We start from the raw sequence: 16285 nt of genomic DNA, 5'->3' as shown, positions 1-16285 counted from the left end.
GGTGTACAATAACTAAGTATATGGCGTGCCGATAGGCTAACGCTATATATCCTGTTGACTGATCCGTTGACAGTAAGGGGTAAAACGATAAGTTTATGCTGTTTTTGTATATTTGGTAAAACAAGTAATACAAAAATATAGAGATAGCTATCAGGCTCTACTCTACTACTACATTATGAGAAAACAGTTTCTAATTATAATTTTACTTCTAATTTCAAGTCTAACTTTTGCTTGTGATTGTGAATGGGGAGGGAATTTTATAAAATCTTCTAAATATTCTGAAGTAATAATTAAAGCCAAGGTTGTTGAAATGTTATGGCATTTTGAAGATGGAAAAACATTAAGTAGTGAAGAAAGTTTTGGAGATTATTTAATCAAGACAGACAAAGAATACTATCAATCAATAAAAGTTGAAGTTATTGAATTAATAAAAGGAAAAGAAGAACGGAAAATTTTTGAAATTTATGGAAGTGACGGAGTTGATTGTCGGGAAAGTATTCACTTATTTGAAATTAATAAAATCTATATTTTCGGAATTTACAAAACTCGAAAAACCGATTATAGTCAACCTAATGAAGACGAAAATGATTATGCAATTGGTGGATGTTCTGAAAAGTGGTTAGAATACTTTCCTGAAACGAATGAAGTTAAAGGTTATATAAGAGGAATAAAAAAAAGAGCAAAAAGAAAATATAGTTACGAAAAACTTCTGAAAAAAATAACGTAGCACAATAACTAAGCATATGACGTGCCGATAGGCTAACGCTATATGATTTGTTGGGCACATAAGGAATAAAAAACAAAAAAAAGTCACATAGCCAGTAGGTTGCAATTGTTAGGCGCTTAACTATTTGAAAGATCAATCATTTCTTGTAACAATTCTTCAGGAGGTAGTTTTTTAGTAAGCTTATCCAGTTTAGACCTTTCTTTATTATATTCTATAAACACAGTAGAGCTAAGATGTTTTAATGTCTCGATCTTACTAATATGATACTCTATAGCTGATATATTCTGAAATCTGCGCCATTGGTCATTATTCAAATGTGGCACTCCTACGTTCTTTAGGACTTGGGCGAAATATTTAAGGTACATGTTGCAAAATTAATAAGAGTATGATTTACTCCTTGCTTGCGTTTGTAGTATTAAAAAGATTTAGGATTATACCCATGTTCATTTCATAAAAAACACTTTTAATCTCAGTCCTATTTATTTATATTTGAAAGGTAGATATGCGCAATTGTGCATATACACTAGTTGTGGCTAATTAAAAAAATGAGAACAGCATTAAAATTATCTTTTATTTTTATTCTGACAATTCAATGCAAAAGTGTTGAGGAAAATAAGCATTCAGAAAATGATTGGGTAGAAACTAAAAAATCAAGAGAATATTTTGATTATGCCGCATATATCCAAAAGTACCCAAAATCACAAAATATTGAGAAAGCATTATCAGAATATTTATTTTTGCGAGATAGTGTAGCAGGTTTTTTAGGATGTGGAAAGTACAATACATCTTTAAGTATTGTAGATGACGAAAAAGTACTATTTGATGAAGAGTTAAAGAGTATAGACTCTTTGAGTTTTACAACATTTGAATATTTGAAAAACGGAATCCCTAATGTATCAACACATAAATATAATGTTCAAATTCCCGAATCAAAAATGTGGGATTCAATCTCGAAAGTTCATTTTGATATAGTGTTTTATGACAAGCCTTTTCCTATAAAATCACTTAAATTAGCGTTAAACGAAGTAAGTGATGGAATTAATTCTTATAAAAATTATTTGTCCGATAAATGGTATGGCTTACCATATAACAAATTGACAAACAAAAAGAAAAATGGTATTGATGAGCTAAATGATACGAGATTTTCATTTTTCGATTTTTCACATATGCAAGGCAAAAGAATTATCCCACCGCCACCGTCATAATTTGATATTAACGAAGAAGATAGCGGGGAATAACTAGCCACAATAACTAAGTATATGGCGTGCCGATAGGCTAACGCTATATGCCTTGTTGACTGATCCGTTGACAGTAAGGGGGGAAACGATACGTTTGTGCTGTTTTTTGTAACTGAAGCTTCGCCAGCGTCCCTATGAGACATTAGTTAGATTGTATAATCTTCTAGACATAGAAAAGTTGCTCGCTTAAAGACACTCTCGAAAGCGGAATGAAGAACTCTATTCGGTAAGCCGTATGAGGGAAAACTTCATGTACGGTTTGATGAAGGGGGCACTGATAGCTATTTTGTTTTTGTATATTTGGTAAAACAAGTAATGCAAAAATATATATATAGAGATAGCTATCAGGCTCTACTCTACGGCACAATAAGAAATGGACAGCAAAGAAGTCAAAATAGAATTCTATGACAAGAGAGAAAGGTCAACTGCAACTATGTATGTTGAACAACTAGCTGAAAATAAATTCCGTATGACTGATAATGACATTTGGAATTGCCGTTTGACCCTTGGAACTGAATTCGAAACAAGAATTAATGCTGAAGGAAAGCATGAAATTATAAGAATTACTAAGGACTCAAACTTTATTACAAGACGCTTTTTCCTAAATCCTAAATACAAAGAATCTGAATATAGAATGTTAGGTGATGAGCTTATGAAAAGAGGTGGATTCTGGCAAGTTGACTTTGGAGGAATAGCAACTGTTAACATTCCTAAAGATTTCGAATATGATGTTAATCAAGTAATGAAAGACTTAGACCTCCATTTATCGGAGATAATTGATGATTCAGAATAGACAATAAATTAGTGAGAGATATAAACAGAATACCAGAAATCCTCAAGGAACTTGAAAGAGTTTGGAGAGACAACCCAGACTTTCGTTTAGGTCAATTATTAACCGTTGCTTCAAAACCGTCTTCCCCTCATCCAACGACTTTTTATATTGAAGATGAGAAAATGCTTGAAGGTTTAAAATCTTTAGGAGAAAAGAAGACTAATAGTGACGAAATTGAACCACTCTGGATGAAGTATTCTGAGATTGGAAAGATGGAACCCGAAAGTCTTACAGTTAATCATTTAAAAGATCTGATACTAGAATTAAATGATAGAAATGAACAATTAATGTTAACACCAGAAAGTGTTTTAGGTATCATAGGAGCTCCCATTACAGATAAGGGTTGGATGAATAATCAACAGCCTAGATTAAACAAATTAAAGCAATTACTCGCCACGCTTGAATCAGAAGAAATATTGAAACCTGTTCAAGTTGAATATAAAATAAATAAAGTGCCTAATAACTAAGCATATGGCGTGCCGATAGGCTAACGCTATATATCCTGTTGACTGATCCGTTGATAACAAGGAGTAAAAAGATAATTTTGCGTTGTTTTAGTATATTTGGTAAAACAAGTAATGCAAAAAAAAAAAATATAGAGATAGCTATCAGGCTCTACTCTACGGCTTCATTAAAAAACATATGAAAATAATTAAAAGAATAATTCTACTCATTCTCTTCATCACTTTTGGTGGAATCATTCTTTTATACATATTTCATAAACCGAATTATAGTAGAGAAAAATATATAGATTTATTTATAGCTGAAAAGCTTATAACAAAACCAGATTCGATAAAATATTTTAATGATCTATGGGATAGTACAAATGTTAATAAAACTAGTGTTTGGAGCTCAGTAAAGAAACAGGAAAGAAGACCTTTAAAATGGAGTTTTATAAAAACCGAATTTGAAAAACTAGATACTATTTCTTTGAAATTAACAAATATATCTGGTGAAAGAATGTATTATATGAGTTGGGGCTCTCCTTTTTCAAGAGTAAGAGAAAACATAATAGTCTACAAAAATGGAAAAGGTTATTTAATTCCGTTTGGTGGATTTGGATGTGGAACTGGAATATATCTTGAACAATTGAAAAATAATGAAACAATTAGTGCTAAAAACTGGAACCCACTCTTGTTCAACCCCTATACAAATTATCAACTACCTTTGAAAAGTAAAAAGTTTCCTAAATTATTTAAAACATTATATGGAGATTCTGTCAAAATTATATATGAGCAAGCAACTTATGGAAATCCTTGGGGAAAATACCCCTCTCAGATGATATTCTCTCAATCAATCTCAGTATCAACTGATAAGATATTACAAAACTGGAAAAAAGGAATCCATACTAAAAACCCTGAATTTGATACTGATAAAAATGATAATGATGGAGCTTTTGAAATTTATAACGAATAATAACGAAAGCCCAATAACTAAGTATATGGCGTGCCGATAGGCTAACGCTATATGTTCTGTTGACTGATCCGTTAACAGTAAGGGATAAAAAGATAAGTTTGCGCTGTTTTTGTATATTTGGTAAAACAAGTAATGCAAAAAAAAATATCTAGAGATAGCTATCAGGCTCTACTCTACTACACAATTATGAAAAAGGTACTTTTACTATTATTAATTTTTACAATAATTCTAATAAGTTGTAAAAAAGAGTCAGTCAAGTTAAATTCTAAGAATTATCTTTCAGAATTTGATAATTCGAAGATTCAGACTTTCCTTCTAGATACACTAAATTATTTTGAAATAATAGGAGAAAAAGGAACTAAAATTCAATTTGAGCGCGAAAAATTTGATGTTCCAAAGAGTGAGAAAATTCAAGCAGAACTAACTGAAATTTATGATTTCAAAGATATTCTCTATAAAAATATTAACACAATTACAAGTAAAGGGGAACTTTTAGAAACTTCTGGAGTTATTCGAATTGATTTTAAATCAGGAGATAAATTATTAAACTTGAAAAAAAACTCTAAACTTATTGTACAGTTCCCAGAAGGGAAATTGAAAAATAACAAACTATTTACGGCTAACCTAAATAAGTTAAATCAAGTTAAATGGAATGAAGAGATTCAAAATGACACTTTATTTAGTATTCACATCGGAGGTGGTATTTGGGCTAGTAAGATTATAGATAAAGATTCAATTTTTCATTTTAAAAATGAAAATTTAGAAAGCATTGGATTTGAAACGATTCAAGAAGCATGGAAGGAATCTATAGCCTTCGAAAAAATTGAATCCGTCGGTTTGTTCAGCAATTTGGGTTTGATAAATATAGACAAAATCGTTAAACCGAATTATTTCTTAAACTTCGATTTGACAATTGAAAATGAAGATATTGATAACTTTTGTATTTACTTTATTTATGAGAATTTAAATTCTTTTATTAGTGATTTTAGAACTAGTGATAATCTAACTTTTAAAAACATTCCGATTAAAAACTCGACAAAAGTCGTAATTATCGGGGAATATAAAGATGATTTTTTTGTTGATATTATTACTTTAAATGGTTTTTCTAACCATTCAAAAATAATATCGAATTTAGAGAAAAAGACAAAGAACCAAATAAAAAATATTTTTGAGAAATAACAGTGTACAATAACTAAGCATATGGCGTGCCGATAGGCTAACGCTATATGTCCTGTTGACTGATCCGTTAACAGTAAGGGGTAAAAAGATAAGTTTGCGCTGTTTTTGTATATTTGGTAAAACAAGTAATAAAAAAAAATCTAGAGATAGCTATCAGGCTCTACTCTACTGCAATATTAAAAACCTATGAATCCAATTAATGACTTTATGAAAAATGCCAGAGGACTAACAAAAAATCCTTTGGGTATTATTGGGCTGTTCATATCCTTAATTTACGGATTTGCATGCCTTGTACTAAGTACAAGCATTTCAAATTTGAATTCCCCTGTCGAAAGAATTCCGCTTATTTGGTTTATTATAATTTTTCCTATAGTAATTCTTGGAGCATTTTTATACTTAGTTGTCAACCACCATGAAAAGTTATATGCTCCTAGTGACTTCAGGGACGACAATGCATTCATCGAAACAATGAGCGGGAAAAAGATAAAAGAGAAACAAGAAAAAGAAGCAGAGTTGTTGAGTTCAGCAGAAGAAGAGGAAGAAGATTTAACAACAAACAAAATTCCTGATCCGAAAATCAAACAAGAGCCAGTAAATCAAGAAAAAACTGAAGCCATCAAGAAAACTCCTAAACTTGACAAGCAGGAAATTGCAAAAAGATTTGCAAACTCTGAAAAGTGGGCCATTAAAGAACTTGAACTTAAGCACAATATTCCTTTTAGAACAAATCAGCGTATCGTTACTAACAATATGAAACTTGAACTTGATGCTTATGGACAAAATTCGTCTAAAGTCATCATAGCTGAAGTCAAATATTGGCATTCCCATAGAAGTGTGAAGCCTCTCTTACTTTCCATTCAAGAATTTGTATTAAAGATTGACCGATTTAAGAGCGGTTTTAGTAATAAGAAAGTTGAACTAGCTATTGTAATTGTATTTGACGAAATCACAAAAACAAACGTAGATAGAATTACTGAGTTTATAACTGAACTTGGTAAAGATGTAGGTGTCGAATTCAAACAATATTCGCAATTGGAATCTGACTATAAAGAATAAAAAAACATTGCACAATAACAAATCATATGGCGTGCCGATAGGCTAACGCTATATGATTTGTTGGGCACATAAGGAATAAAACATATAATATACTTACCACAAGCACCTTTTTCAAGGTGTTTTTTTATGTCCAAGATTTAATAAACGAATTATAAAATAAGAGTAGGTTGCAATTGTTAGGCGCTTAACTATTTGAAAGCTCAATCATTTCTTGGAGTAATTCTTCAGGAGGTAGCTTTTTAGTTAGCTTATCTAGTTTAGACCTTTCTTTATTATATTCTATAAAAATAGTAGAGCTAAGATGTTTTAATGTCTCGATCTTACTAATATGATACTCTATAGCTGATATATTCTGAAATCTGCGCCATTGGTCATTATTTAAATGTCGCACTCCAATTGTTCTTGATACCTAGGTACTATACTAAATAATTTACAGCATAAAAAAATGCGCTGGAAAGCGCATTTTTATTGTGGTGGTTACTTGTAGCGAGGAGCAGATTTGAACTGCCGACCTCAGGGTTATGAATTAAAAAGCAACTATTTTTTGTGTGTAAGTGATTGATTATTAGTAACTGCTTTTTTGATTTTTAGTAAAAAACGGGTAAAAAGTATTCGCTTTAGTATTCGACTGATTTATAATTAATATATAGATAGTTCACTTTATTTTACAAAGGTAAAGATACAAAAGTTAAATTATGGTTTTTTTATTTCGCTAATGAGCGTTTTAACCTTTCCCTTTTTTATTGCAATTTTCCCACTCAATTTATTGAGTGGTTTTTTTTTGATCTATTAAGTCTTTAATTTTTTTACTGATTTTTAAAAAACACTTTTTGATATCTTCTTTTTTGTAAATTTATCATAATTATGGCAACTAATAATTTAATAAAAACAATGGAGTATTTCGGTACTCTCTCGGAGGAAGAACGTAAATTGTTTTTGTCTGTTATCACAGCAAAAAGAGAAGAAGCGAAATCAACGACCAAAAAAAAGCGAAAGAAAAGAACATTGCCATCTGAATTTTCAGAAGAGTCATTTTATAAAAAAATCATCGAATCTAATAATAGTAAAGTTGATAGAAGATTAGCGAAATTATACGGTACAAAGATCGAAGACATTAAAACTAAGGGTTAACCCTAAAAAGAACTAGGGTTATTGGGTATTGTTAATTACAAAAAAACAATGTTTTTTTGAACTTCATTAAAAACCCCTAATACCTAGCCAAAAATGAAAAACCTAATATTTCACGCCCTATTTCATAAAACACCATTTAAGACCCTTTATAAAAACGCTTTTTGTTATTGAAATTTATAAATTTCAATAACCTTTTTTATGTTTAAATTATTTGTAATCAGTGGTTTTGTGTTCTGATATTTTTTGTAATATAATAGGGGTTAAAAAACCGTATTTGTTTTTTTATACCTTTGGAAATCAAAAAAGTAAAAGAAACTATATTCTCAAAAAGAAAAAATGACGTGTTAATTTGTGTTTTTAAACAATACTTGCTAACTTTGATGTTCTTCCCAGAATTTAAAAAGCAAACCGCTTTTTTGTTAATAATCAATAAAAAATTGAGGCACAAATCTCTAATAACTTTCATGTGTTTTTCTATCTTTATTCTATTATATATTAAACCTTAATAGAATAGAACATGAGAAAATTATTAGCATTATTAGTATTAGCATTTTCGCTAAACTTTGTGTCTTGTACTGACACCGAATTAAACGATTTAGAAAATGAACTACAAAACCAAACCGAAATCCAACTTGTCGACCCAGACGATGACGGATCAATTGAAGATACAGACCCTGACGACGACGGAGAGGGTTAAGAAAATACTTATAAATTTTGTGGCTGTTGCTTTGTTATTTGCTGGGGTAACAGCTTCTTTTTCACATAGGTTTTTCAAAACGAAAAAAGAAAACGAGAAAATTATAGCTTTAAATAACCAGAGAGGCGAATTAAAAGAGTTTTGGAGTACAACAGAGAAAAACTTAGATGAGCTTTTCTTAAATGATAAAATCAGCAAATCAGAATACTTTAAACTTAAAAACATTAATGAAAATAAGCGTATAGCTGATTTTAAGAATATAGCAAAAAAGAGAAAAATATATGCTTACGAATTTTCTTTTAATGGCAGAGGTAGTCTTAATTATTGGTTATTTATTTTCGGACTGGTATTTACATTTTTTATAGCTTCATGCTACTTGGCTGTAAAAGATAATAAGCTTAAAAAGAACAATCTTTTGAAGTGGTACGAACCTCATGTTTCTATTTGTTTTATTTTCGTTTCCTTGTTTTGGATGTATCATGTAATCTTCGCAGTAACATACGATTTTAGCTTAAGTGTATATACTGCTTATCTAGTTTGCCTATTGTTTCCTTTGTCATATTTTATTTATCACGTTTTAAGACGTTCTTTTAGTATTGAAGAAAGGTTGCTTGATAATATAAGGGATTTAGTAAACCATGTTCTCAATAATACCAAAGAAAGCCAAGAAGACGAAAAATGGATTTTATTAGATAAGATTTCAAAAAATGGAAAATAATCCCCTAAAGTTATATTCTATGACAATTGTAAAAGAAGACATTATAAGGAGGCTGAAAGACTCCAGTCAAATTAAAAAAGAAGATTCAGCAAAGCAAGAGAAGGTTGTAAGAGAGCAAGAAGAACAAATTTCCAAATACAAGAGCTTAAGCTTTGATAATATTAAAATGCAAAGTGTATTTGCTATATGATTTGTAAAAAAAAGACCCTTAAAATAGGGTCTTTTTTTTTGGGCTCTTAATTATTATGCAGAATGTTATTCAAAGCATTTTACAGATTTAATTAAATTGTTTATTTATTTATCTAGCTTGGTTTCAGGTACTCTAATAATGTTTCTTTAGAAGCTGTTATTTCCGAAATTCTTTTAGCAACTCTTACCTCAATAATATTAGAGAAAATCTTCTTTTCCATAAACTGTTCCTCGTTGCTCGCAACAAATAGAGAGATTTCATCTAAATTAAATTTTATTCCGTTTTTTTCAAGAAAAGCTTCGGATTTGTTGTTTATAGCATTAGACGTGGTGTTTGGTTTCTGTACGTTTTGTATTGTTTGTTCAATATGCTCAATATACACTTCGTCAACACTATTTCTTGTAAAAGCTACTCTCAGAGAATTGCCTGCAATAGGCAGGCCTTTTGATAGCTCATCCCATGTAATCCCAAGTTGCTTACGCTTTTTAAGTATGTTATTTATCCTGTCCTTCATAAAAAATAAATAAAAAAGTGTTTTTTGTACGAATTGTTTGTTTCATATGTACGCTTTGTGTACATTTGTATTGTTCAACAACACAAAAATACTAAAAATATGAATACCTCTAACAACAACACTGCAATTTCAAACAAACGTCTATTCAATTTATTAGATATGTGTGATGTGAGTATTGAGGTAGGTGTTTCATCAATTAACTATGATGAAATGATTGTACAGAAAATACGGAAATCACAGAGGAAGACAAAAGCTGCCTCTTGAATCTAACCAAAAAAATAAGACATTAATAAAATGGTGAAGAACACTAATATAATTGAACTGTATTCAAAAATCGAAGATAAAAATGAGTTTTTGGAACTAGTGGGCAAAGAGTTTGGAATTAAACCGCAATCTGCCAGAGTAAACTGGTTTTATAAAGGTTATCTACCTGAAACATATGGTATAGATAAACAAATAATAGAGTTTACTCAAAATTATATCAGTATTCGACAAAACAAAATTTTAGCAGAATAAAAATACAGGATTATTATGAAAGCAAAGGGAAGATGTTTTCATAATTCCGACCAACTTTTTTTTCATTATTAGTTGATTTAGTTAGTTTGATTAAGGGCGAGTGCGCTCGTCCTTTTTCCTTAAAAAATAATCAGAAAGTTTAAAAAAATTAATGACCTCGGTAGTAGATATATCATTACAAGTTATTCAGAAATTTAATCCTAGTGATTCTGAAATAGCCCTTTTGATTGAAGAGCTCAATAAAATGATTTCTTCTGATCCTTCGCCGATGCCATCAAAAATGACAGATGAGGAAATAGGTATTGAAGCCTTTGAGAAATGGTTCAAATCTAAGCTTTACCCTCCTAAAAACAACTAGAAAATGCAGAAAATTAAAGAAAGTATTAAGCAATTAAAAAAGACTATAGTTAATAAGAGTTTTTTATATGGGATTGTTTTTTATAAACCTTTCAATCCTTTTTTAAATAGTTGATAATATGATGGTTTTTGTAATAATAGTTTTGGCAGTATATGGTTGGATTATGAGTTTAATTGCCTTTCTGATTTTTAAGGAAAATTTGTTTTTACATGATAAGTTAAACCTAAATGAATTAGTAAATAAGTCAATAATAAGAGTTTTCAAAAATGAGTGGATTAAGTAAAAAAGTAAAGGAAAATTTGGAAGATAATTTAGGTTATGATTTTGCTTCTGAATTTTGGTCGGATCACATTTTAACAATGTTTGAAGAAGTTGTGGAAGCTACCAAAGAAGTCATTGAAAACACCATTTAAAAGTTAGTTTTTTTCATAGTAGTAATTTGATTAGTTGATTTTCACTGCGGATGGTGAAGTATTGTCCGCAGTGTTTTAAAAAAGTTTTAAATGGCAGAAAAAGGGAAATTAAATTGTAAAGTAAAAAAGAGTTATCCGGTAAAAAGGAACTGCAAAGAAGGGAAGTTGTGCAGTGCGAAGGGGTTTTTTGCAGGAACAGAACAGTGTCAAATATGTAAAAAAACGATATAACATGAATTCAATACAGCTTTTAGATCAGGTAGTTTTAAACAGTGGATTAGTTCCCGCAGAGCATCACCGAAAGGTTGTTGCTTTTTTGGCGGTTGTTGTCTTGGGTTCCAAGTTTACTGGACTAATATCTTTTTTTGGGAAACCTGAAAATAAAATTCGTGATGTGGTCACCAGGTACGCGGTTAAGGTTAAAAAGGATAAAAATTTTGCGGAAATTATGTTTGATTTAACGCGTAGCTTTTACGCTTCAGAATTATTAAAATCTATCGCCTAATGGAATATTCTGTTAATGTAAATCAGCAAATGTGTATAAAGTATAATTTGACTTTTCAACATGGCGCGTTACTTGAATTTTTATCTAAATTGAGTACATGGGCAAATTCTTACGTTAGCGGGAAAGAAGTATATTATAATATCACTTTTGATAAGATTGCAGAGGAATTACCAATTGTATTTTCTTCTTCAAATAAAGCGTATCGTTGTTTTTTAGAGTTAAAGAAAAAGGGATTTATTGAGCAAAAAAAGATTGGTCAAAAGCAACATAATTACATAAGATTATCAGGTAAAGGTAAGCGTGTTTTAAGGGTCGACAAAAACGTCGAACCTCGTCAAGGGTCGACAAATTTAACGACGAGGGTCGACAAAAACGTCGAACCTCAAAAAAACGCTGTAGCCCTTGATATCACTACGAATGTCAAAAGAGGTTCGACAAATCCGTCGACGTATCATAATCATAGTACTATTAATCATGTATATATAGATTTTTCTGCTTATGAATTTTTGCAAAAAAATGCTGCTTATGAATTAGAAACTTTTGAAATGCAGAATAAAAAAAGCATTCCCGATTACGATAAGTTTTTAGAGTTTTTTCAAATCAAAGTTGAGGAAGAAGAAATTGAATTTACAGTTAGGAAGTTGATGGGAAGATTAAAAAGGTTGCAATTTAGTTGGAGTGGATCAATGAAAGTTGTGAAACAACAAAATGAGTCTTTAAGAGTAAGAAAAAGAATTGGATAAAATTTATACAAATATGGAAATTAACACTGCTTTATTACCACCACAAGAAGTTCAAATTGAAAAATCAGTTTTAGGTGCATTAATGGTTGATTCAACTGCAATTGATGTTGTGGTTGATAGGTTAACTGTTCAGCTTTTCTACTTGCCAAAGCATAAAATGGTTTATACAGCAATCAAAAATTTATACGATACAAATCAGCCCATTGACTTAAATACTGTAAATACAGAACTTCAAAAACAGGATAACGTTGATAAGTCAATTACAATGTATTTAATTGATTTAATTCAAAGTGTGGCTTCATCAGCTAACATTGCTAATTGGGTTTTAATTTTGTTAGATAGGTATCTAAGAAGAAGGATTATTGAGGTATCAAATGAAACTGTAAGACTTGCAAGAGATATGAAGATTACACCTGAAGATTTAATGGAATCTTTAGGGCAAGGAGTTTCTTTTATTGATGAAGTCTTTAATAGTGAAGCGAATGAGCAAACCTGGCAACAAGCTATGATTGATTTGCCTAAGCACGTAGAAAGGTTAACAAATAATCAGGGTAAAGTAACAGGTTTACCAACGGGATTAACTGCGTTAGATAAACACTTCTCAGGGTGGCAAAATCAGGAATTTATTGTTATTGGTGCAGATAGTGGAATGGGTAAAACTGCCTTTGTAATGGGGTCAATGTTAGCAGCAGCAAAGATTGGTCATGCTGTCGGTATGTTTAGTATGGAAATGTCTGTGAAGCAATTAGCGATAAGAGCAACAGCAGTAAATTCTGACTTTCATATGAATCAGTTAATGCGTACGGGTTTTGAAAAGAATGAGTATTTCGAAACTCTTTTTTCTGTTGTTAATGAAATGAAAGATTATCCAATTTATATTGATGATAAGCCAGCACTAACTGTGGCACGAATGAAAAGAAAAGGAAGATTGTTGAAGCGAAAGCATGATATTAAATTATTGGTTATTGATTTTATTCAAATGTTTTCAGGGGATAAAGATTTGAGAATTAATATTGGTGAAGCAGCAAGGGAGTGCAAGAACTTAGCTAAAGAATTAAATATTCCTGTTATCGCTTTAAGTCAAATAAGCAGAGAGGTAAGGAAAAGTAAATATCATATTCCAAAGAAGTATCATCTTAAAGAAGCCAGTGCAATAGAAGAAGCAGCGGATGTTATTGGAATGTTATACAGACCAAGCTACTACGGATATAATCCAAATGATAATCCTGATCTATTTGAAGAGTTTGATTTACGCGATGATGAAAATACAGTTTTGATTGTAGAGAAGAACAGAAACGGATCATTGGGGCCAATAGGTTTAAAATTCATTGAAGATAAAACAAAGTATGTTGATGGTAGTATGGTTAGTGAAAATCCTTTTTAATGCCAAGTAAACCAATAGCAAAAAGAAAGCCTTGGCATGAAGAGAAAGTACAGCATAAAAGATCAGTTGATAATTCTAAAATATACAATGGAAGGAAGTGGCGCAACTTTAGAAAGCAAAGATTACAGCAGGAACCATTATGCAGAAAGTGTTCTGAAAAAGGTTTGGTTGTTCCTGCAAGGGTGTTGGACCACATTAAAAGAATTGTTGATGGTGGTGAAGTGTATTCTGTTGATAACACGCAACCATTATGCAGTAAATGTCACAATAGTAAATCAGGTAAGGAAAGCCATGGCTATAAAGGATAAATTGGGGGTATGGGGTGTAATTTCTAAAATGGAAATTGCCTGTACATCGCCTACAAGTCAGAATTTTACTTACGGTGTTTTTTAGATAGGGGGGGGGTAAATAATGAATACTAACAAAATGGAAATAGCACACAATTCAATAGGAAATGGAAAGGTAGTTGAACTACCAAAAGAAGAAAGGGATTTGTATGAGGTTTTAAAAGAACTTCCGAAACCACCAAAAGCTTCAGGGCTTAATGGATCACAAATTGGTTGGTGGTATTGGTTTGGAAAGGAGTTTTTAAAAACTAGGCAATTTTCAAAGTTAGATTTAACCCATTTACAAAAAGCAGCGTTTTGGATGGATGCAAGATGCCAAGCGATAAAGCAGGTAAATCAAAAAGGATATGTTGGTGGTTTGGTGCAGTATTTCAACAGTGGAGCCTCCAATGTTTCAGCACACGTTTCCATCATTGAAAAAGCGGATAAGCATTTGGACGAAGTTTCAGCGCATTTTGGTTTAAGTATTAAAGATCGTCAAAAATTGAAAGTGGATGAAAAGCAAGATAATCAATTAGATCTGTTTAACCAGGTAATGCAAAAAATGTATCAATAGTATCAAATGAATATTCCAAACCAAATAAAAGAATCGATTACTTTTCAGTATGCTTTTGGCGTGCAGAATGGTGATATTGTTACAGGTCGAAAAATAAAATTGGCAGTAACACGATTTTTTAATTTGATTGAACAAGCCGATGCAAAAGGGTATTGGTTGGATCATAAAAAAGGCTTTGCAGTTATTCGTTTTTTTGAATCGTTTTTGAAACATACAAAAGGGAAAGCCGCAGGAAGTAAATTTGTATTAGCACCACACCAACAATTCACTTTGTATAATATTTATGCGTGGCAAAAGAAAAATGAAAATGGCGATTCGGTAAGACTTATAAAAAATGTTTATGAAAAGGTTGCAAAGAAAAATGGAAAAACAGCAGTTGAAGCAGGGGATGGGCTTTTTGCAATGGCATTTGATATGGAGCAAGGTGCAGAAGTTTATATTGGGGCCACAAAGGAAGAGCAGGCAAAACTTTGTTTTACACAAGCTTCTGAATTTGTAAAAGCTTCTGCAATGCTTCAGAAACTTGGTTTTTCGGTATATCAAAAAGAAATAAAATTTCTTCCAACCAATTCTTTTATGAAGCCTTTGGGTGGTGATTCCAAAACACAGGATGGCATTAATTCGCACCGAACCATAATTGATGAATACCATGCGCATAAGGACGATACTGTAAAAGAAAATTTGGAATCTTCGGGAGCATCAAGAAAACAGCCATTAACAAAAACAATCACCACAGCAGGGTTCAATATCCATGGTGTTTGTAAAAAGTTTGAAGAAAGCTGTGAACGCATATTGGAAGGCGTGGATCAGGATGATTCTTTTTTCATAATGATCCATGATTTAGATGAAGGGGATGATTGGGAAGATGCAAACAATTGGATAAAAGCAAATCCAAATTTAGGGGTAACAGTTTCCATGGATTTCTTGATTGGAGAATACAAAAAAGCAAAAAACCAACCTTCTAAAATTCCAAACTTTAAAACAAAGCATTTGAATATGTGGGTGGATGCTCCCGAAGTTTGGATTGATGCCAAATATTGGGATAAGTGCCAGGATCCAATCAAGGAAGAAAATTTTGAAAAGTATGGTAATTGTGGTGCTTTGGATTTATCCACAACCACAGATATAACTGCTTATGGAATGATTTCTGAACCTGATGAAGAAGGTTTTCGAGATTTGAAAGTGTGGTGCTTTTGCCCAAAGGAAACCATTGATAAAAGAAGCAAAGAAGATGGCGTTCCATATCGTTATTGGTCCAATATGCAGAGAGAAAATGCAGTGGATGCAAAAGATACTTATTTGATAGCCACAGAAGGCAATATGGTGGATTATTCAGTTGTGGAAAGCGTCGTGATTGAAAACTATTACAAGCACAAAACAAGACACGTAGAATATGATAGAAAGTTTAGCGGTGGCTTGGTGCAAAATTTAATCCAGGAAGATATTGAACTATCACCATTCGTTCAAACACTTATGAATTACACAAGTCCAACAAAAGAATTGGCACGTTTGATAATGATGGGGAAATTACGAGTTGGTAAAAACCCAATTTTGAAATGGATGCTTTCCGGATGTGTTCCAATTTATGACACAAACGAAAATATAAGATTGGATAAAAGTAAATCCACAAAAAGAATTGATGGAATAATTGCTTCCATTATGGCATTAGCGGGAACATTAACTGTGGAAGAAAAGAATGAAAGCGTGTACAATGATCCAAATGTGCCAATTGTATTTTAAACAAATTATAAGAAACCATATTTAA

General features: G+C 31.5%; 24 protein-coding genes. 21 read left to right on the top strand and 3 right to left on the bottom strand.

Going from position 1 to position 16285, the window contains the following annotated elements; translation table 11 throughout:
* Window positions 1-175 precede the first annotated feature (175 nt).
* Complete coding sequence (locus AC2TDS_RS05740) at window positions 176-727, top strand: hypothetical protein (RefSeq protein WP_484738166.1); 552 nt, start codon at window positions 176-178, stop codon at window positions 725-727.
* A 116-nt stretch (window positions 728-843) separates the two neighbouring features.
* Here the strand turns inward: AC2TDS_RS05740 and AC2TDS_RS05735 are convergent, their stop codons facing one another.
* Window positions 844-1050, bottom strand: a complete 207-nt coding sequence (locus tag AC2TDS_RS05735) for a hypothetical protein (RefSeq protein ID WP_484738165.1) — start codon at window positions 1048-1050, stop codon at window positions 844-846.
* A gap of 222 nt (window positions 1051-1272) precedes the next feature.
* On the opposite strand from AC2TDS_RS05735, the gene AC2TDS_RS05730 reads away from it, so the two are divergent.
* The 6 genes from AC2TDS_RS05730 (at window position 1273) to AC2TDS_RS05705 (ending at window position 6448) form a co-directional block, all read left to right on the top strand.
* A complete protein-coding gene (locus AC2TDS_RS05730; RefSeq protein ID WP_484738164.1) occupies window positions 1273-1932 on the top strand; it encodes a hypothetical protein in 660 nt (219 codons plus the stop codon).
* A gap of 406 nt (window positions 1933-2338) precedes the next feature.
* The gene (locus AC2TDS_RS05725; protein ID WP_484738163.1) at window positions 2339-2758 is read left to right on the top strand and encodes a hypothetical protein; all 420 of its coding nucleotides are present in this window, start codon (window positions 2339-2341) and stop codon (window positions 2756-2758) included.
* Window positions 2759-2769: 11 nt separating this feature from the next.
* Entirely contained in the window at window positions 2770-3264 is a 495-nt protein-coding gene (locus AC2TDS_RS05720; RefSeq protein WP_484738162.1) for a hypothetical protein, read from the top strand.
* Window positions 3265-3439: 175 nt separating this feature from the next.
* Entirely contained in the window at window positions 3440-4213 is a 774-nt protein-coding gene (locus AC2TDS_RS05715; RefSeq protein WP_484738161.1) for a hypothetical protein, read from the top strand.
* Between the two features lie 186 nt (window positions 4214-4399).
* The gene (locus tag AC2TDS_RS05710; RefSeq protein ID WP_484738160.1) at window positions 4400-5392 is read left to right on the top strand and encodes a hypothetical protein; all 993 of its coding nucleotides are present in this window, start codon (window positions 4400-4402) and stop codon (window positions 5390-5392) included.
* A 186-nt stretch (window positions 5393-5578) separates the two neighbouring features.
* Window positions 5579-6448, top strand: a complete 870-nt coding sequence (locus AC2TDS_RS05705) for a hypothetical protein (RefSeq protein WP_484738159.1) — start codon at window positions 5579-5581, stop codon at window positions 6446-6448.
* 184 nt (window positions 6449-6632) lie between these two features.
* Here AC2TDS_RS05705 and AC2TDS_RS05700 read toward each other — a convergent pair whose 3' ends face one another.
* Window positions 6633-6839, bottom strand: a complete 207-nt coding sequence (locus AC2TDS_RS05700) for a hypothetical protein (protein WP_484738158.1) — start codon at window positions 6837-6839, stop codon at window positions 6633-6635.
* A gap of 473 nt (window positions 6840-7312) precedes the next feature.
* Between AC2TDS_RS05700 and AC2TDS_RS05695 the strand changes: the two genes are divergently transcribed.
* The 4 genes from AC2TDS_RS05695 (at window position 7313) to AC2TDS_RS05680 (ending at window position 9184) form a co-directional block, all read left to right on the top strand.
* Window positions 7313-7579 carry a hypothetical protein gene (locus tag AC2TDS_RS05695; protein ID WP_484738157.1) on the top strand — a complete coding sequence of 89 codons (267 nt, stop codon included), beginning with the start codon at window positions 7313-7315 and terminating at the stop codon, window positions 7577-7579.
* Window positions 7580-8096: 517 nt separating this feature from the next.
* Complete coding sequence (locus tag AC2TDS_RS05690; RefSeq protein WP_484738156.1) at window positions 8097-8276, top strand: hypothetical protein; 180 nt, start codon at window positions 8097-8099, stop codon at window positions 8274-8276.
* A 19-nt stretch (window positions 8277-8295) separates the two neighbouring features.
* Window positions 8296-8994 (top strand): hypothetical protein, encoded by a 699-nt coding sequence (locus tag AC2TDS_RS05685; RefSeq protein WP_484738155.1) that lies wholly within the window; start codon window positions 8296-8298, stop codon window positions 8992-8994.
* 19 nt (window positions 8995-9013) lie between these two features.
* Window positions 9014-9184 (top strand): hypothetical protein, encoded by a 171-nt coding sequence (locus tag AC2TDS_RS05680; RefSeq protein WP_484738154.1) that lies wholly within the window; start codon window positions 9014-9016, stop codon window positions 9182-9184.
* A gap of 112 nt (window positions 9185-9296) precedes the next feature.
* Here the strand turns inward: AC2TDS_RS05680 and AC2TDS_RS05675 are convergent, their stop codons facing one another.
* Window positions 9297-9698: a hypothetical protein gene (locus tag AC2TDS_RS05675; RefSeq protein WP_484738153.1), complete on the bottom strand. Its 402-nt coding sequence runs from the start codon at window positions 9696-9698 to the stop codon at window positions 9297-9299.
* A gap of 99 nt (window positions 9699-9797) precedes the next feature.
* Between AC2TDS_RS05675 and AC2TDS_RS05670 the strand changes: the two genes are divergently transcribed.
* The 10 genes from AC2TDS_RS05670 to AC2TDS_RS05625 all read left to right on the top strand — a co-directional run bounded on the left by AC2TDS_RS05670 (window position 9798) and on the right by AC2TDS_RS05625 (window position 16260).
* Entirely contained in the window at window positions 9798-9962 is a 165-nt protein-coding gene (locus AC2TDS_RS05670; protein WP_484738152.1) for a hypothetical protein, read from the top strand.
* A 30-nt stretch (window positions 9963-9992) separates the two neighbouring features.
* A complete protein-coding gene (locus AC2TDS_RS05665; protein WP_484738151.1) occupies window positions 9993-10214 on the top strand; it encodes a hypothetical protein in 222 nt (73 codons plus the stop codon).
* 151 nt (window positions 10215-10365) lie between these two features.
* Window positions 10366-10572, top strand: a complete 207-nt coding sequence (locus AC2TDS_RS05660; protein WP_484738150.1) for a hypothetical protein — start codon at window positions 10366-10368, stop codon at window positions 10570-10572.
* A gap of 266 nt (window positions 10573-10838) precedes the next feature.
* A complete protein-coding gene (locus AC2TDS_RS05655) occupies window positions 10839-10985 on the top strand; it encodes a hypothetical protein (RefSeq protein ID WP_484738149.1) in 147 nt (48 codons plus the stop codon).
* Between the two features lie 232 nt (window positions 10986-11217).
* Complete coding sequence (locus AC2TDS_RS05650; protein ID WP_484738148.1) at window positions 11218-11490, top strand: hypothetical protein; 273 nt, start codon at window positions 11218-11220, stop codon at window positions 11488-11490.
* Window positions 11490-12233, top strand: a complete 744-nt coding sequence (locus tag AC2TDS_RS05645) for a hypothetical protein (RefSeq protein ID WP_484738147.1) — start codon at window positions 11490-11492, stop codon at window positions 12231-12233. Before AC2TDS_RS05650 ends, AC2TDS_RS05645 begins: the two co-directional genes overlap by 1 nt.
* Before the next feature lie 13 nt (window positions 12234-12246).
* Window positions 12247-13617: a replicative DNA helicase gene (locus tag AC2TDS_RS05640; protein ID WP_484738146.1), complete on the top strand. Its 1371-nt coding sequence runs from the start codon at window positions 12247-12249 to the stop codon at window positions 13615-13617.
* On the top strand, window positions 13617-13925 hold the full coding sequence (locus AC2TDS_RS05635; RefSeq protein ID WP_484738145.1) for an HNH endonuclease signature motif containing protein: 309 nt from the start codon (window positions 13617-13619) through the stop codon (window positions 13923-13925). Before AC2TDS_RS05640 ends, AC2TDS_RS05635 begins: the two co-directional genes overlap by 1 nt.
* 103 nt (window positions 13926-14028) lie before the next feature.
* A complete protein-coding gene (locus tag AC2TDS_RS05630; RefSeq protein WP_484738144.1) occupies window positions 14029-14520 on the top strand; it encodes a P27 family phage terminase small subunit in 492 nt (163 codons plus the stop codon).
* Window positions 14521-14526: 6 nt separating this feature from the next.
* The gene (locus AC2TDS_RS05625; protein WP_484738143.1) at window positions 14527-16260 is read left to right on the top strand and encodes a terminase large subunit; all 1734 of its coding nucleotides are present in this window, start codon (window positions 14527-14529) and stop codon (window positions 16258-16260) included.
* Window positions 16261-16285: the final 25 nt, after the last annotated feature.

The organism is Tenacibaculum profundicola (genome assembly GCF_057220795.1).
The sequence above is the reverse complement of the archived record's forward strand: the minus strand, read 5'-3'. Positions and strand labels throughout refer to the sequence as shown.

What these genes read in the sequence shown, in the direction of transcription:
- AC2TDS_RS05715 (WP_484738161.1), top strand. Translation starts at nt 3,440, where the DNA reads ATGAAAATAATTAAAAGAATAATTCTACTCATTCTCTTCATCACTTTT.
- AC2TDS_RS05625 (WP_484738143.1), top strand. Translation starts at nt 14,527, where the DNA reads ATGAATATTCCAAACCAAATAAAAGAATCGATTACTTTTCAGTATGCT.
- AC2TDS_RS05645 (WP_484738147.1), top strand. Translation starts at nt 11,490, where the DNA reads ATGGAATATTCTGTTAATGTAAATCAGCAAATGTGTATAAAGTATAAT.
- AC2TDS_RS05740 (WP_484738166.1), top strand. Translation starts at nt 176, where the DNA reads ATGAGAAAACAGTTTCTAATTATAATTTTACTTCTAATTTCAAGTCTA.
- AC2TDS_RS05695 (WP_484738157.1), top strand. Translation starts at nt 7,313, where the DNA reads ATGGCAACTAATAATTTAATAAAAACAATGGAGTATTTCGGTACTCTC.
- AC2TDS_RS05710 (WP_484738160.1), top strand. Translation starts at nt 4,400, where the DNA reads ATGAAAAAGGTACTTTTACTATTATTAATTTTTACAATAATTCTAATA.
- AC2TDS_RS05660 (WP_484738150.1), top strand. Translation starts at nt 10,366, where the DNA reads ATGACCTCGGTAGTAGATATATCATTACAAGTTATTCAGAAATTTAAT.
- AC2TDS_RS05650 (WP_484738148.1), top strand. Translation starts at nt 11,218, where the DNA reads ATGAATTCAATACAGCTTTTAGATCAGGTAGTTTTAAACAGTGGATTA.
- AC2TDS_RS05680 (WP_484738154.1), top strand. Translation starts at nt 9,014, where the DNA reads ATGACAATTGTAAAAGAAGACATTATAAGGAGGCTGAAAGACTCCAGT.
- AC2TDS_RS05670 (WP_484738152.1), top strand. Translation starts at nt 9,798, where the DNA reads ATGAATACCTCTAACAACAACACTGCAATTTCAAACAAACGTCTATTC.
- AC2TDS_RS05690 (WP_484738156.1), top strand. Translation starts at nt 8,097, where the DNA reads ATGAGAAAATTATTAGCATTATTAGTATTAGCATTTTCGCTAAACTTT.
- AC2TDS_RS05640 (WP_484738146.1), top strand. Translation starts at nt 12,247, where the DNA reads ATGGAAATTAACACTGCTTTATTACCACCACAAGAAGTTCAAATTGAA.
- AC2TDS_RS05655 (WP_484738149.1), top strand. Translation starts at nt 10,839, where the DNA reads ATGAGTGGATTAAGTAAAAAAGTAAAGGAAAATTTGGAAGATAATTTA.
- AC2TDS_RS05725 (WP_484738163.1), top strand. Translation starts at nt 2,339, where the DNA reads ATGGACAGCAAAGAAGTCAAAATAGAATTCTATGACAAGAGAGAAAGG.
- AC2TDS_RS05665 (WP_484738151.1), top strand. Translation starts at nt 9,993, where the DNA reads ATGGTGAAGAACACTAATATAATTGAACTGTATTCAAAAATCGAAGAT.
- AC2TDS_RS05675 (WP_484738153.1), bottom strand. Translation starts at nt 9,698, where the DNA reads ATGAAGGACAGGATAAATAACATACTTAAAAAGCGTAAGCAACTTGGG.
- AC2TDS_RS05705 (WP_484738159.1), top strand. Translation starts at nt 5,579, where the DNA reads ATGAATCCAATTAATGACTTTATGAAAAATGCCAGAGGACTAACAAAA.
- AC2TDS_RS05630 (WP_484738144.1), top strand. Translation starts at nt 14,029, where the DNA reads ATGAATACTAACAAAATGGAAATAGCACACAATTCAATAGGAAATGGA.
- AC2TDS_RS05730 (WP_484738164.1), top strand. Translation starts at nt 1,273, where the DNA reads ATGAGAACAGCATTAAAATTATCTTTTATTTTTATTCTGACAATTCAA.
- AC2TDS_RS05635 (WP_484738145.1), top strand. Translation starts at nt 13,617, where the DNA reads ATGCCAAGTAAACCAATAGCAAAAAGAAAGCCTTGGCATGAAGAGAAA.